Origin of the sequence: Cohnella sp. GbtcB17 (assembly GCF_019091135.1) — a bacterium.
Lineage (GTDB): Bacteria > Bacillota > Bacilli > Paenibacillales > Paenibacillaceae > Cohnella.
Genome location: NZ_JAGXJW010000065.1, coordinates 5,706 through 20,195, shown reverse-complemented (window position 1 = coordinate 20,195; position 14,490 = coordinate 5,706). Strand labels below are relative to the sequence as shown.

Here is a 14,490-nt window from a genome sequence, read left to right as displayed (position 1 = left end):
ACCTCCCGGGCCGATATTAAACGGTATGATGGCTTGACTCCGAACATGTCACGCGGATGATCGCTCCCGCTCCCGAGTTCGGCTTCGGCACGGCATGGCGCGAGCGCCTGAGACCGGGCATCCAGAGAATGCGGTCTTCGCCGTCGACAAGCAGCGGCTTCAGGTGACGCAGGCTGCGGGGAACCTTCGCGTCGACGAGTATATCTTGCACCTTCTTGGAGCCGTTTAGTCCCAAGGGCTCCATCCGGTCTCCCGGCTTCCGGCTGCGCACCGCAAGCGGCATCGCAAGCGCCGTCTCGTCAAAAAAGGCCTCCCAGCGGGAGCCCGGCGAAGGGTCGCAAATCCCGGCCTCCCGGCTGAACCGGAATACAAGGCCGCACTCCGGCACCGCCACCTCGAGCCGATCGGAACGCGCGGGAAGCTCCGCGACGTAGGCATAGCCGGCTTGCGCGTCCGGCACGGGTCCTATGTACGCATGGCTATACTCCCGAAGCAGCACAAGCCCGCTCCCGATGTCGATGCGGGCGACGTCCGGCCGCTCTGCGGTCAGTATCGCCAAGATCTCTTCCACCTGCTCGAATCGAGCCTGGGCATGCGGTCCTGCAAGACCATTTAATATTAGTTTAATCATTCTGCGTTGTAAAGCAAGGTGAAGCCCCCGGACGTGACGCGCGTCGAGCCGCCATCCTTCGCCCGAGCGTCCGGCCCCCGCAGCCAGCGCGCGACGGGCTTCGGCCTCCATATATTCGTCGTCGGCCGACGCAAGCTCGGCCAGGCGGGCCAACCCAGCGCGCAGATCCGGATTGTACCGTTCGAGATAAGGAAGCGCTTCGAGCCGAATCGCGTTCCGGACGTAATGCGTCTTCGCATTGCTGCTGTCCGTCGCGTACGGCACGCCGTGCCGCTCGTTGTAAGCGATCAGCTCGTTCTTGGTTATACGCAGCAGGGGGCGAATGAGTTCCAACTCTTCCTCGGCGCGCCGCATGGGAATGCCCGCCAGTCCGGTCACGCCGCTTCCGCGCAGCACCCGCATGAGCACCGTCTCCGCCTGATCGTCCGCATGGTGGGCGACCGCGATCGTCCTGGCGCCGTGACGCCGCGCGACCTCGCGCAGGAACGCGTATCTGCGCTCCCGGGAGGCGGCCTGCGAATTCATGCCCGTCGCTTCAATATACGCGGGCATATCGATCTCGGCCAGCTCGAACGGGATCCCCCAGGCGACCGCAGTCTCGCGCACGAGCGCCGCTTCGGCGTCGGACTCCGTCCCGCGGAATCCATGGTTGACGTGCGCGGCGACGACGAGCAAGCCGTCCCGAACCGCGGCGGACCGCAGCAGATGCAGCATCGCCATCGAGTCCGGTCCGCCGGAGACGCCTGCGACGATGCGCGCGCCCGGGCCGATGCCGAACGTATCCTTCAGCGACCTCGCGACCCGGACGGCCAAATCGTCTTGCGCCTCCACTCGTACTTCCCCCAATTCCCCTTCTATTGAAGCAGCCAGAACGCGGCAGCGGACACGCACAGCAGAAGCGAGGCGGCGAACAAGCCCGCCATCCATCCCGGCACCTTGCCGCGACTGTTGTGGACCGCTTCTTCAGCCGCGGCCCGCATGCGGTCGCGCCAGTGCGCGGACGCCTCGCGAGCGTCCTTGAACTTGCCGTAGAGCGCCAGCTCCATCCAGTTCTCCATCTTTTTCAGCTCGGCATGGCTGCGGACCAGCGCCATCAGCTCGCGCGGGTGCCGGTTCTGCGGCAGCAGCATCTTGGTCATGTGCAGCAGGCGCTTGCCGTCGAGCGCATGTATCCATAGCACCGCCACGGAAAACACGTCGTAGGACGGATCCGCCGTGCGGCTCCCCGCCGACCAGTAGCCCCGGTCGTACACTTCCGTAAATTGCCGGACCGAGCGTCCCATCGCCGTCATGCCGCCGTAGTCGACAAGCGAAACGCGGCCGTAATCGGTGACAAGGATATTGTCGCTCTTGACGTCGCCGAATACCCAGCCCGCCGCATGCAGCTCCGAGAGCCGGTTCAGCAGCCGATATCCGACGACGCCGTACCAGGCACCGCCATGCTCGGCCAAGTACGTCTTCACGGGCACGCCCGGCACATATTGCATGACGTAAAACGGCAGAAGCCGGCCCTGCCACTCCGCATCGTCCACATCAAGCAAAAAAGGCGGACGCTTCCGCTCCCGCCCGTCCAGCGAGGCGAGCACGTTCGCTTCCGCTTGAAGGTCTTCGAGCTGCATGCCGATCTTCAGCGCGTAGGTCCGCAGTCCGCTGACCGCCATATAGACTTGCCCGTTCGCCCCGATCCCGAGCATGCGCTCCAACCGGTATGAACGTCCGTTCCACTTCCCGCGCAGTACCGTTCCGGCCGGCACGCGCGCGTCAGACGACGTAGTCACTCCGCATCCCGTCCGTATCGTCGCGCCTCGCAGGCGCAGTGTGCTGCGGTTCTGTTTCCAGTTTACCACAAGTTTCCCGGAAAAACTCCACCACGCGCAAAAGTGCGGGGCCCGTCGGCGTCGTCCCTTTCATGCTGATGCGCCCGAAAATTGGGCCGATGCGGTCCGCGCGGTCCGTCCAGTCCAAATCGAGCAGACAAGCCTCATGCGAACGCTCGCCGGGAAAATGAAACACCGCGACCGCGCTCTCGCCGCGCCTTGCCTGCAGGCTCAGCGCCAGGTCCCGCACCGCCTCCTCGACGGCTCTCATCTTCGGCTTCATGCTCGCGCTCGCGTCGATCAGGAGCGCAACGCGCAGCTCCGCCGTCTCGCCGAGATCCTCCATCACGCGCACAATCTCCGCCCGCTTGTCCGGCGGCAGCTCCGCCGCGGATTCGACGCCGAAAAGCTGACGCAGCTCCCGGTTGACCTCGCCGCGAATCGTGCCCTGCACCGTCTGCCGCGTCATCATCTGCACCGTGCGGGACAGCAGCGCCGGCGATACGATCCGGCTCATGCCGCCGCCCGCCCGCGCGATCTCCGCGATCTCGAGCGCTCCTTGCTCGCCGATGCCTCCTTCGTCGACGATGCCTACGACATTGACGGAGATGCCCTCCGCCTGCGCGATCGACGCCGCGATGGCCGGGCTGTCCCCGACGTTCGAGCAGCCGTCCGTGATCAGCAAAATTTGTCTCATGCGCCTCACTCCTTCTATCGCTATCATTCTAGCTCCAGTGTCGCCAGGAGACGCGAGATTTAACCCTTCGATCCGCGGGCCGGCGTGCCGCGTTGGTCGATCTCGTAAGGGTTGCCAGGAAAACGGCATTCGCTGTACTGCGTCTGGATACGGTTTTCGGGACGGGCATCCACCGTATACAGCACCAGGAGAAAAAACCATTCCAACGGTTTCATGGCCAGATAGACGAAGTCCGCCGCGACCTTCGTTCGAATGTGCCTGCTGACCGGATAACCGTACTTGTCATAAAGGCTGCGGATCCTGCGGTGAAATGCGGGCGCGTGCTGCTCGAGCAGGTGCTCGAACGCGTTCGCGATCATGAGCTGTCTATTGACCGGGATGACGGCGCCGTGCCGGAGTCCCGCGCGAAGCGGCTTGACGAGACGGCGATGTCCGCGCGCGGCTACCGTGCATAAATAGTGGCCGTCTCCCGATATCATCTCCGGCGGGGGCGCCGGCAGCTTCGACAGATGATACCCGCTTGTGTCCAAAAAGGCCCTTACGAATCCGTCCGGTTTTTGTCCGAACAGCACCAAGATCAGTTGGACTACAAGCTGAACGGGCAATGTGAGCAAGCTCCAAAGGAGAGGCGACGCTTCCCGGCGCTTCAAGAAGCGATGCATCGCACGCTGCCAAGCCGGCCCCCTATTGGCGCCCGCCTTCTCCTGCCGTCCAGCCAGCGGCCATAATTCTACGGATCGCTTGAGCTGCGCCAGATAGAGCAGGCCCGTCGTCAAGCTCCCCGTCTGCAGCAGGAGCACGGAGAAGCCTATATTAAAGTCATAGCTATGGAACCCGGTATGGACGAAGTAGATGGCCGTCCAAACGATGAAGAGGACCAGGAAGGCATGCGCGCAAACGTAAACGATCGGGGGGAGACGGCGGTGATGGATGCGAAGCGCCCAATACGAAAAGAAGCCGAGCAGCGCATCCAGCGCCAGTACGATCCGATGTCCCGGCGACAAGGAAGCGTAAACGTCGACGGGCATTCCGGTATGCTCGTAGACACGCAGCGGCTGTCCGCCAAGCACGCCATGTCCGTCAAAGACGAAGCCGAAGATGAGCAGGAACGAAGCGAAGGCGAGCAACAGGCCGTCGAGAAACCGGCCGCCGGTCCACTCTTCGCCTTGCTCCGCTTGCCCCTCTTTCCGGGCGAAAGTATAGACCGTCCGTACGAAGGCGGACAGCGCAAGAAGAATAAACGGCGTATAAAACAACAGCATGGCACAGGGCTCCTCCCGGTCAGTCCTCAAGAGGTAGACGTCAACGCGGGAATTCCGGTTGCGCCACGTAATCAGCCTTATCGATAATTGGCTCCCTGGAACGGAAACGGGACGACACAGGATTAACCCCTGCTTCGTCCCGTTATGCATCGCTATTGCCGTTTACCGATCCGATCGACCTGGCGCACGTCCGCGAGCAGCCCGTCGATGCCTTTGGCCGCCGACTCCGCGCGCCCGCGCGTATCCTGCACCTTGGTCATCAGATCGAACTGGATGAACTCGACCCGCTTCTTCGCGGCCCCGATGAAGACTTGCTGCGCCGGCGTCTCGGGTTTCATGGCGTTCAGCTTGTCGAGGATCGCCTGCGCCTGCTGTCGCGTATCCTGCTCCATCGCCCGGCCAAAGGCGGCGGCGTCGGACAACCCGGCCAGGGCCAGCTCCGCGGCCTGCTGGTAGTTGTCGAGCAGCCCGTCGTACAGCGCCGAGGCCGCGGGATCGGCCGCGATCTCGAGGATGACGATCGGATTGCGCAGCTCGGAGAGCGGATCCGGCGGGAACATCGAGGCCGCGTCGATCAGCTCGCCGGTCTCGCGCAGAAAGCCGTCGATATTCATGCGGATGCCCTCGATCTCCTGCTCGATCGGTTCCAGCTTCTCGACGGCGTACAGGACTTGGGCGAGATACTGAACGTGCGCCTTGTGATATCGGAAAAAATGATCCACGTAAGGGCCGCTCCCGGCCATCTTCGCCAGCTTCTTGAGCAAAGACATCGCTTTCTCCATGGCATACTGCAGCTTCTTCTTGTCATACGCCGCCTTTGCCGAGCGCAGGAGCGATTTCTCCTCCAGCACCTTTCCATCGTTGCGCTTGATCTTTAATGCGTCTCCCATCGCGGCTCCGCCTTACCTGGACCCGGCGGCCACGAGCGAGGAGCTGCCCGTGCCGGCGTCATCCTGGTCCTCTTGAGCGACCGGCGCGGGATTGAGCAGCGCATAGATCTGGGCCGCAGCCTGATCTTTGTCGGTCAGGATCTGAACCGCCAGCCGCTTCATCTCGACTTCGGCTTCGAGCAGCGAGTTGCGCAGCTCCTTCTCGCGGACCGACTCGGTCTGCAGGTTGCGGGAGTAGCTGTCGAGCGCTTCGCCCTGGCCGAGCAGCGCTTCGACGACGATGCCGTCCGTCCGTAGCACATGGCGATTGGCGGCGAGGATAATGCCCGGCACTTTGATGGTCGTCCCCGTCGAATCGTCGAGGTAGACCGACGTGTAATCTTTCTTGACGCGCAGGTAATTCGACGACGGGATGACATTGCCGTCCTCGTCCTTGAACGGCTGCTCCTCCACGAACCGGTGGTGCTTATCCTGGTAGTCGAAGATATTGGTCAGCTGATAAATGATGGCGTTGCGCACCTCGGTGCGTTTGTCCGGTACGATCGTCTCCTCGAGCAGCGCGTCGAGCTGCGGCAGCGTCACTTCGCGGTACACCTTCTCCTCTTTGCCGTTGACCGTGTCGATCGTGAAGTAGCCGATGCGCACGTCCACGAGATGGAGCAGCGTGATGAACTCCTGGTTCATCTGGCGGAAAACGAAGGTGAGGGTGCGGCTGACGTTGATGTTCTCGATCTCGCGGACGATCGTCGACTCTTCGCTCGTCGTGCTCTTGTCTTCATAAGTCGTGTTGATCTGCACGTCGCGGCGCGCCGAAGCCTTGGCGACATGCTTCTGCGTATTGTTGGACACGTTCTTGGCGAACTGCTCCCGTGCCGCGTTGGTGCCGCCGCTCATGCTGGCGCTCACCTTTGCGCTGCCCCAGCCCCAGCTGGCCCCCGCTTCCGCGCCTACCTTGTACTCGTTGCTCTCCTCGTAGTTCTTCTTGTCCGCCTGTTCCTTGGCGATCGACTGCTCGAACTCCTCGGAGATGTCGTCCGTCACGGAGTCGAGGATCGTCGCGGCGCTCTTCATCGTCGACTCGCTCTGCGCGTAGGAGCGGATGCTGATCTTGCTCTTCTCGCCCGGCAGTAGGGAGAACGTCTTGATCGTCCGTCCGGCGCCGTAGTTGGCCAAATAAGAAGAGAGCCGGTACGATTCGACGAGAATAATGCGCTTCAGCCGCGAGTTGACCTCCGGTGTAATCGTGACGTCCACGGCGATCGTCGTCTCGACCAGATTACCCGCGTTGTCGTAGGCACGCGCGGTAATCGTATGCTTGCCGGGTTCGTTCAGCGTGAGCGTGCCCTTCCAGGCCGACCAGTCGCCCGGCGACTTCTCGGCGGCGCGGACGCCGACCGGGTTCAGGTCGATCGCCAACTCGACGTAAGCGATGCCGCCTGCGTCCGCGGCCGTGCCCGCCACCTCGATGACCGCGCCTTGCGAGTACGGTCCCGAGATCTGGGCGTTGTTGGCGGGCGAGGAGATGTTCACGGTCGGAGGCGCCGTATCCACGAGCAGCGTGATGCTGTGCGTACCCGTATTGCCCGCGGCATCGACGGCATTGGCGACCACCGTGTGGCTGCCGCCGGTGAGTGTCACCGTCTTCTTCCAATTGGCGAAGCCGTTCGCGCTCTCGGCCAGCTGCGGGGCCGTGCCGTCCACGGAAAGCTCCACGCGCGCCAAGCCTCTGTCGTCGCTTGCGATGCCTTCGATCGTGACGTTCACTTGCTCCCCGCCCTTGGAGCTGAGCAGCGTGCCGGCGGACGGCGTGACGATCTTCACGGTCGGCACGACCGTATCCGGCTGAGGCGCCAGTTGGACCGTGACGCTGATCTTGCTCGACGTCGTCTTCAGCGAGTCGGAATGCCGCGCCTTTGCCGTGATCGCCACCGTCCCCGCCGTCTTGAGCACGGTCTGGTAGTACCATTCTTCTCCCGACAGCGACGCCGTCTGGAAGGTTCCCGAGTCGATCTGCACTTGTACGGAAGAGATGTCGCCGCCGCCGCTGACGACTCGTGCTGAGCCGCGGATCTCCACGGGAACGCCGTTATAGGGACCGGATACGATCGCGTTCGGCGCGGGCGACGCGATGCTCACGGATAAAAGGACCGGTTCGGGTTCCGGCTCCGGGTCCGTCGGATATGGGTACGGATCTTCCGTCGTGGGAATCTTGAGCATCGTAGGGACGAAGCCGTCCGTCTCTGCGCCTTGCGGCGCTCCCGCCGATCGCAGGGAAGCTTCGCCCATAGAAGGCGCGGCGTCCAGCGCGGGCGCCGTCACCGGACTTGCTTGCGTGAACACGTACGACAGCGCGCCGGTCATCGTCTTCACGATTTGGAGCTTACGGCCTTCGGCCTCCTGCCGTTCGACCTCTTCCGGTGTGAGATTGGCGAAGCGCGTCGTCATCCGTTCGCCCGACCGTTGCTTTGCCAGAAGCAGCTCGGCCGAAGAAGGCTCCGACACCGATGCCGCAGCCGCACTTTTCGCAAGCTGCCTTTCCCCCAGCAGACTCTTGGGCGCCGACGTCGGCAGGAAGTAGCCGTCGTGCAGCTGCAGGTCGATGAAGTTGCGGCCGCTGTAAGCCGTCGGCTCCGGCACGTTATAGCTGAGCACGGGCGCCGTTCCGTTCGGTTGAAGCTTGATCATCGGTTCCTGCCCTGCGTTGGAGGAGTTTTTGTTTGCCATTCCATTATTCATCTCCGTTTCGATTCGGTAAGGTTGAACGCGAGGCGCGGCCTCCCGTCATCCATATTCTGCCGATTCGCACGATCGGGAGCCAGTGTCGCCGGTCATATGACTTCATGAGACGGGAGACTCGGAACGGAAAGTCATCAAACGGTCCCTTGCTGTCGAAGCGAAGCGGAGACTGTCGCCGCATCCAGAAACTTTCAGCGTTCTCCGGCGATTCGGTCGCTCGTCAATGCCGGGACGCAAGAGTCTCGCCTCCTAACTTAGAAGCCTTGCTCCTCCGCGTATCTGCCCCAATGCGGGCGGCGTCCGTCCATGTCGACGATGCCGTATTCGTCGGACAAGCCCCAGGAAGTGAAGACGCCGCCGGTCTTGCCCATGAGCGCCGGATCGGCAGCGAGCGCCGCGATGCCTCGCGCCGCATAGTAAGGCGTCTCGGACTGCAGGAAGTGTGGGTCCTTCGCCGCGCCGTCGCGCCAGCTGTCCTCCGTGACGCCAAAGAGGTCGAGCATCTCCTCCGAACGGAGGAAGCCCGGCGTGCCCGCCAGCGCCGCGACGCCGTGCGGCTTGAGGTCGACTGCCATTCCTTGAGCTAGATGGATCGCGGAGATCTTGGCCAGACTGTAGTAAAGACTGCCGCGATACCGGTAATCCCAGCCGTCGGTGATCTCCGCCATCAGTCCCCGCTTCCCTGCGACGAGCAGCGGAGCCGCGTAGCGCGCGGTGATCAGATGCGACCAGACCGCCCGCTTTTGCATGGCCAATCCCTTTTCCAGATCGTGCTCCCAAAAGGGCACGCCCCACTGCGTGAGCGACTCCCCGCCCCAGATGTCGTTAACCGCGATATCCAGCCTGCCCCCCTGTTCGTCCGCGATCCGCTCGAAAAGCGTGCGAACCTGCGTCTCTTCCGTATGATCCGTCCGAACGGCGATGCCGGTGCCGCCTGCGCGGGCGACCATTTCCGCCGTCTCCTCTATGGTCTCCGCCCGCCCGATGTCGGACAAGCTGCCGCGGACGCTCCGCCCCGTGCAATAGACGGTCGCGCCGGCGGCGCCCAGCGTCACCGCGATCGCTCTTCCCAATCCCCGCGTCGCGCCCGCCACGACTGCGATCTGTCCTTCCAGCTTCTTCTCGTTCACCCTGGTCAACCTCCTCATTTGTCGCGTTCGGGCCCATTGTAGCTCAGCAATCAAGACATCCTTTGTCATATATAAAGGTTATAATGACAAAGAACCCTCTCGCGAAGGAGAAGATGAGGATGAGAGCCGATCGGCTGCTCTATATTTTGCAATGCCTTCAGACGCAGCGTCTGGTGAGCGCGCGCGAGCTGGCGGAGAAGCTGGAGATCTCCGAGCGTACTGTCCATCGGGACATGGAGGCGCTCGCCCAGGCGGGATTCCCAGTTTACGCGGAACGCGGGCCCCGCGGGGGCTGGATGCTGCCGGAGGGTTACCGGACGCGGTTGACGGGGCTGACCTCGGACGAGATCGCCGGATTGACGGTGCTCCAGGCGTCCAGCGCGGTGCGCGATCTGAACCTGGCCGGACCGACAGGAAACGCGATCGCGAAGCTGGCCGCGGCGCTGGCCGGGCCGGCGCGCGACGAAGCGGCTTATGTACGCAAGCATCTGCACATCGACGGCGCGGGCTGGCATGACGCCAGAGAACCCGCGCCCTATCTGGGACTTGTGCAGCAGGCGGTATGGGAAAAACGCAAAATGCGCATTCGTTATCCGTCCGGGGAAGGGGCGGACGGCGCCGTAAGCGTGGTCATGCCGTGGGGGCTCGTCGCCAAGCGGCATACCTGGTACTTCGCGGCGGTCAAGGATCGTCGTGAGCCGGACGGGACGCCGGCTGCGGGGAGCGGTGGTGTCGGAGGCCAAGCTGATCAACACGATGCCGAGCCCCGCACCTACCGCGTCTCCAGGCTCGCTGCAGTCGAGCTGCTGGAGGAGCGGTTCGAGGTGCCGGACAGCTTCGATCTCGCGCAGTGGTGGGAGCGGTCGGTCGCGCGGTTCCGCCGCGAGCTGCCTGTCTATCCGGTGCGTCTGCTCGTTCGCGAGGAGATCTGGGCCCGATTCTCGCGGGAAATTTACGTGCGCGTTCAATCTTGCGCCGATGCCTCGGACGGCTGGAAAGCGGCGGACGCCAATTTTCACACGCCCGACTCGGCTCTTGCCATCCTCCTCGGATACGGCGCTTCGATCCGGGTGCTGTCGCCCCGGGAGCTCGCCCGCTCGGTTTTCTCGGAAGCAAAAGCTCTCCTGGCGCTGTACGAGGGGCCGGACTCGGCTCCCCAGGACCAGGGCCAAATATAAGTCAACTGACGCGGCGCCAGGCCGCTGCTGTTCATCATGACCGATTGCTTGTTGTCGTAGAGCCAGAAAACGTTACTCACCTCCGTGCGCGAATGCCGGCATGGCATGCGCTGATTCGTATATTTATAGGAACCCCTGCCGGGGAACAAGGTAAAATGCGAGGGCGGGCGATTACGCGGCCGCGCTGCCCGCGGACGACAGCTTCATGAACGAGCCCGGATTGTGCGCCGTCTCAACGTTCGCCTGTCTGCGCCTGCGGCGGCCCGGTCGTGCTCACTTCCGCTTGCTGCCGATCCACGTCCCGCCTGCGGCGTTCCACATGCGGCCTTCCCTGCATGGACGCCGTCTTCGACCGCGCAAGCCGGCGCATATCCGGCATTCCGGTCGCCAAGATACCTTTCAGGCGATTAACGCTCATCGGAAAAGCGAGATCTCGTCGCGCCTTCCTGGGCGCAATACGCGCCTGAGCCTGCGCCTTCGCAACTCCAGCGACTTCCGGCGTGTCCGGCATCACAGGCGCGCGGGCCGCCGCCTGTCCGGCCTGCGCCTGCTGCGGCTGAACCAGGTGCAGCCCGGACGAACGCTGACGATCGGCCAAACTACGCTTGGGCTGCATCGGCAGCGCCGTTCCGGCGATCGACGACAGCAGATCCGGCGACGGACGCGCAGCCGCGGCTTCCAGCCGCCGCACGGCCAGGTAGACTTGCTCCGCGATCGCCTCGATTCGTTCGTCGGTCAGCGTGCGCGTATCTCTGCCGAGTTTCGTCCGGTCTGCGAGCCTCACCTTTTTACCCCCGCCAAGCTTGCTCTGAATCCGCAGCGCCATTCGAATCGCTCCCTCTTTTATTTTTGAAAATATCATCGGCTTAGCTCACCGTCCTTGGCCGCTCGAACCGGGATGCGCCCGTCCATCGGAAGGACGCCCATTCGGGCTGATGCTTGCTGATGCGGGTGACGACGACCGTCATATCGTCCTTGACGCTGCCGGGATGCTGCCGGAGCGCGATGTCGAGCAGCTCGTCGGCGATCTCCTGCGGATCCTCGGTCTCGATCTCCTGCAGCACGCGCTTCATCCACAGTTCCTTGTTCATCGCATGCACGGCGTGCCCCGGCGAGTCGAGGATGCCGTCCGTCATCATGACCAGCGTATCGCCCGGCTGCAGCTGGACGCGCAGCACGTCGATCTCGATATCCTGCAGGATGCCGATCGGCAGATTGCCCGCGGCGATCGGGATGACCTCCCGCCCGCGCTTGATGAAGCTCGGCGTCGAGCCGATCTTCAGCATCGTCGCGTTCGCGCTGTACAGATCGATGAGCGCCAGGTCGACGGTCGCGAACGACTCCTCGGGCGAACGCAGCATGAGCACCGAGTTGACGGACTTGATCGCGAGCCGCTCGTCGATCCCCGACTGGAGCAGCTGCTCGAGCATCGACAGCGCCGCGCTGCTCTCCATGCGGGCCCGCGCGCCGTTGCCCATGCCGTCGCTGAGCGCGACGGCGTACTTGCCGCTGCCGAGCTCGATCGCGCTGAAGCTGTCGCCCGAGAGCACGTCGCCGTCCTTGGCCGCGCCCGCCATCGCCGTCTCCACCTCGAACGCCTTCGCCGAGCCGAAGGACACCGTCGTGAACCGGTCCGGACGGTCGGAGGTTCGCTCGTGGCGGACGGACACGGTCTCGCCGAGAATGTCCGACAGCAGCGGTGCGATCACTTTGCGGCTCTCGTCGAAGCCGGGCTTGAACGCATGGACGATCTCGATCTCGACCTGCCCCTCCTCGAGGCTCACGATATCGATGTGCTGAATGGCGAGCCCCAGCTTGTCCAGCTCCTCGCGGATCTGCTCCTCCTGATGGCTCTGCTCGCGCGCCTCCCTCCGGATCTCCTTCACCAGGTCATCCATGACCTGGGAGACGCCCGACAGCTGCTCGGCGACGAGCATGCGGCTGTCCTGCAGCTGCGTCCGCCAATGCAGGTCGTGGCGGTACAGCTCGTACTGGCGCTTGAGCACGTCGAGCACTTGCGGGACTCTGACGCACTGCTTGTGCAGCGGCTTCGGAATGTCGGCAGGAGAGATCTCCGGACGCTCCTCCACGGCGGACATGAGATCGGTCATCAGCTTGTAGGTCTGGAAAAACTGCTCGTCCCAGCAGGCGCCGCGCTTGTGGCAATTCGCGCAGTTCCGTTCGTGGACGGCGTTGATAAAGTGCTCGAAGTCCTGGTTCTGCCTGGCCGTCTCCCCCGCCTGCGTCATCTGGGTGAAGCTGCGGGACAGCTGGCGGAACACCTCCGAGAAGCGCTCGACCCGCGCGGCCGTGAGGTCGCGAACTTTTTGCGCGTATTCTTGCTGATTGCGTGCATAATTGGAGGTACCAGGCACATATTGTGCTATAGAGTCCGTCCAAGACTTCGGCGTGAAGGCGATCAGGACGGAAGCGGCAAGCGAAGCCCAGATCGACGCCATCGTCTCGGCCGAGCTGCCCGTGTACAGCGCGAGCACCGTCGTGCCGAGCAGGAGGCCGAACACAGCGGCCGCCTTGCCGCCCTCGCGGAGCAGGCCGGCCAGCAGGCCGCCGAAGGCGAGCAGGCTGATCTGCGGCACGGAGCCGAGATCCGACAGGCTGAGGATAATGCCCGCGACGACGCCCGCGGACGTCCCGAGCGCCGGCCCCGCCGAGAGCGCGAACAGCAGGACGATATACCGCGTGAACACGGCGACCAGCGCGACGCCGTAGATCGTCCAGCCCGTGAGTCCCGTCAAGACCGAGGCGAGCAGGATCATGAGGCCGATCCACTCTTCGTGCCGCAGCTTCGCCGCTTTCGAGGCCTTGGTCAGCAGCGGCATCGCGTGCACGAAGAGCAGCGTGAGCACAAGGGACAGCCCGGCCTCCACGCCCGTCAGCAGATACGGCAGCCAGCCTCTATCGTCCTGCATGACGGTGCCGAACAAGCCGACCAGGAGACTCGAGGCGAGGACGACGATCGGCGCGTGGGACAGGTCTGCGCGCTCATACGCTTCCAGCCCGCGATACAATAGATAGATGACGCCGATCTGCGCAGCGATCGCAGCCGGCTCCGGGGCCTGCGCCCAGAAGCTCCCCGCGATCAGCCCAATCGCCGCCCACCAGGCATGCTCCCTGCGCATATAAAGCGTGACGCCGTAGTAGGCCGCCGCAAAAGGCGCAATCCCTTCCAGCATAGAGGCGCGGCCGAGCAAAAATCCGAGCAGCACGACCGCCAGCAGCCACAAGCCCTGTTTCCTCCCCTGCGACGTTCCCCATATGCTGCTCCGCTCCTTCGCGGCGACCGAATGGCCGACGGCGGCCAACGTGCCCCCCGTCATTGCCGGCCCTTCCTTCCTGCCGAACCACTGCTTGCTTTTCCTTTTCCCGCTTGCCTTGCGCTTGTCCGATGCGGCCGCGCCCGCGTCTTGCCCGGACCGGGGAACGAACGGAATGACGGATGGCTTGTCCATGTCTGGCACCTGCTTTCCTATGTTCGATCGCTTGAATGTTTTTAATTATAGAAGCGCGCTTCCAGGAAGTTTGTCAGACCGCGTTGGCGAACGAAAAGTTTTTTCCGACAGATCCCACGTCTGAAAAGGGCGCTTGGCGCGGTTCCGATTTATCGCGGCGCGATGCGGTTTTTGCGGCCCCGGGCTGCTCCGCCGTTTCTGCAAAACGTTTAAAACCGTCGCCATCCGACGGCATATCGGGGCCGCTATGCTGACGGCATTCGCGAACGGTTTGGCGTACGGACGCGAATCGCGGACGACCCGCAGCGACATGGAATTACTTTCGGGCGATATGCTATGATACGGGGGTGAAAACAGGACAAGGGGGCTTATGAATAATGAATATGAAAAGGACGCGAGCGGTCGGCGTACTGCTCCTGCTCGCAGCCGCATTCCTGCTCGTCGCGGGCTGCGGCAATCGCAACAATCAAACGGGGGGCGCATCCTCTCCGGCCGCAACGGAGACAGCTTCGGCGTCCGCATCCGAATCGGCGGCGCCTTCATTCGATCCATCCTCGGACAACGACCCGGTCGTCACGATCGAAATGGACAGCGGAGACAAGATCGTCGTCGAGCTGTATCCCAAAGTTGCGCCGAATACGGTCAACAACTTCATCTCACTGGGTAAACAAGGCTTCTA

General features: G+C 63.4%; 11 protein-coding genes. 2 read left to right on the top strand and 9 right to left on the bottom strand.

Annotated features, from left to right (window positions below; translation table 11 throughout):
• Window positions 1-16 precede the first annotated feature (16 nt).
• From tilS to KVT38_RS27715, 7 genes are all read right to left on the bottom strand, one after another.
• A complete protein-coding gene (tilS, locus tag KVT38_RS27745) occupies window positions 17-1,462 on the bottom strand; it encodes a tRNA lysidine(34) synthetase TilS (protein WP_217596999.1) in 1,446 nt (481 codons plus the stop codon).
• A gap of 23 nt (window positions 1,463-1,485) precedes the next feature.
• A complete protein-coding gene (locus KVT38_RS27740; protein WP_368859171.1) occupies window positions 1,486-2,409 on the bottom strand; it encodes a protein kinase domain-containing protein in 924 nt (307 codons plus the stop codon).
• Window positions 2,393-3,145: a vWA domain-containing protein gene (locus KVT38_RS27735; RefSeq protein ID WP_217596998.1), complete on the bottom strand. Its 753-nt coding sequence runs from the start codon at window positions 3,143-3,145 to the stop codon at window positions 2,393-2,395. Before KVT38_RS27735 ends, KVT38_RS27740 begins: the two co-directional genes overlap by 17 nt.
• A 59-nt stretch (window positions 3,146-3,204) precedes the next feature.
• Window positions 3,205-4,407: a DUF6688 domain-containing protein gene (locus tag KVT38_RS27730; protein WP_217596997.1), complete on the bottom strand. Its 1,203-nt coding sequence runs from the start codon at window positions 4,405-4,407 to the stop codon at window positions 3,205-3,207.
• Window positions 4,408-4,559: 152 nt separating this feature from the next.
• The gene (locus KVT38_RS27725; protein WP_217596996.1) at window positions 4,560-5,297 is read right to left on the bottom strand and encodes a hypothetical protein; all 738 of its coding nucleotides are present in this window, start codon (window positions 5,295-5,297) and stop codon (window positions 4,560-4,562) included.
• Between the two features lie 12 nt (window positions 5,298-5,309).
• Window positions 5,310-8,021, bottom strand: coding sequence for an Ig-like domain-containing protein (locus KVT38_RS27720; RefSeq protein WP_217596995.1), 2,712 nt, complete (start codon window positions 8,019-8,021; stop codon window positions 5,310-5,312).
• A 266-nt stretch (window positions 8,022-8,287) separates the two neighbouring features.
• Window positions 8,288-9,181, bottom strand: coding sequence for an SDR family oxidoreductase (locus KVT38_RS27715; protein ID WP_217596994.1), 894 nt, complete (start codon window positions 9,179-9,181; stop codon window positions 8,288-8,290).
• Window positions 9,182-9,282: 101 nt separating this feature from the next.
• Here KVT38_RS27715 and KVT38_RS27710 point away from each other — a divergent pair, with 101 nt between their 5' ends.
• On the top strand, window positions 9,283-10,341 hold the full coding sequence (locus tag KVT38_RS27710; protein ID WP_217596993.1) for a helix-turn-helix transcriptional regulator: 1,059 nt from the start codon (window positions 9,283-9,285) through the stop codon (window positions 10,339-10,341).
• A 232-nt stretch (window positions 10,342-10,573) separates the two neighbouring features.
• Here the strand turns inward: KVT38_RS27710 and KVT38_RS27705 are convergent, their stop codons facing one another.
• Both KVT38_RS27705 and spoIIE read right to left on the bottom strand, forming a co-directional pair.
• Window positions 10,574-11,167 carry a hypothetical protein gene (locus tag KVT38_RS27705; protein WP_217596992.1) on the bottom strand — a complete coding sequence of 198 codons (594 nt, stop codon included), beginning with the start codon at window positions 11,165-11,167 and terminating at the stop codon, window positions 10,574-10,576.
• 40 nt (window positions 11,168-11,207) lie between these two features.
• Window positions 11,208-13,811: a stage II sporulation protein E gene (gene spoIIE, locus KVT38_RS27700; RefSeq protein ID WP_217596991.1), complete on the bottom strand. Its 2,604-nt coding sequence runs from the start codon at window positions 13,809-13,811 to the stop codon at window positions 11,208-11,210.
• Window positions 13,812-14,188: 377 nt separating this feature from the next.
• Here spoIIE and KVT38_RS35025 point away from each other — a divergent pair.
• A partial coding sequence (locus tag KVT38_RS35025; protein WP_254639614.1) for a peptidylprolyl isomerase occupies window positions 14,189-14,490 on the top strand: 302 nt, incomplete at its 3' end.

Excerpts from the sequence above, each read along its gene's own strand:
- KVT38_RS27730 (WP_217596997.1), bottom strand. The coding sequence starts at position 4,407 with ATGCTGTTGTTTTATACGCCGTTTATTCTTCTTGCGCTGTCCGCCTTC.
- KVT38_RS27705 (WP_217596992.1), bottom strand. The coding sequence starts at position 11,167 with ATGGCGCTGCGGATTCAGAGCAAGCTTGGCGGGGGTAAAAAGGTGAGG.
- KVT38_RS27710 (WP_217596993.1), top strand. The coding sequence starts at position 9,283 with ATGAGAGCCGATCGGCTGCTCTATATTTTGCAATGCCTTCAGACGCAG.
- KVT38_RS27720 (WP_217596995.1), bottom strand. The coding sequence starts at position 8,021 with ATGGCAAACAAAAACTCCTCCAACGCAGGGCAGGAACCGATGATCAAG.
- spoIIE (WP_217596991.1), bottom strand. The coding sequence starts at position 13,811 with ATGGACAAGCCATCCGTCATTCCGTTCGTTCCCCGGTCCGGGCAAGAC.
- KVT38_RS27725 (WP_217596996.1), bottom strand. The coding sequence starts at position 5,297 with ATGGGAGACGCATTAAAGATCAAGCGCAACGATGGAAAGGTGCTGGAG.
- KVT38_RS27715 (WP_217596994.1), bottom strand. The coding sequence starts at position 9,181 with ATGAGGAGGTTGACCAGGGTGAACGAGAAGAAGCTGGAAGGACAGATC.
- KVT38_RS27735 (WP_217596998.1), bottom strand. The coding sequence starts at position 3,145 with ATGAGACAAATTTTGCTGATCACGGACGGCTGCTCGAACGTCGGGGAC.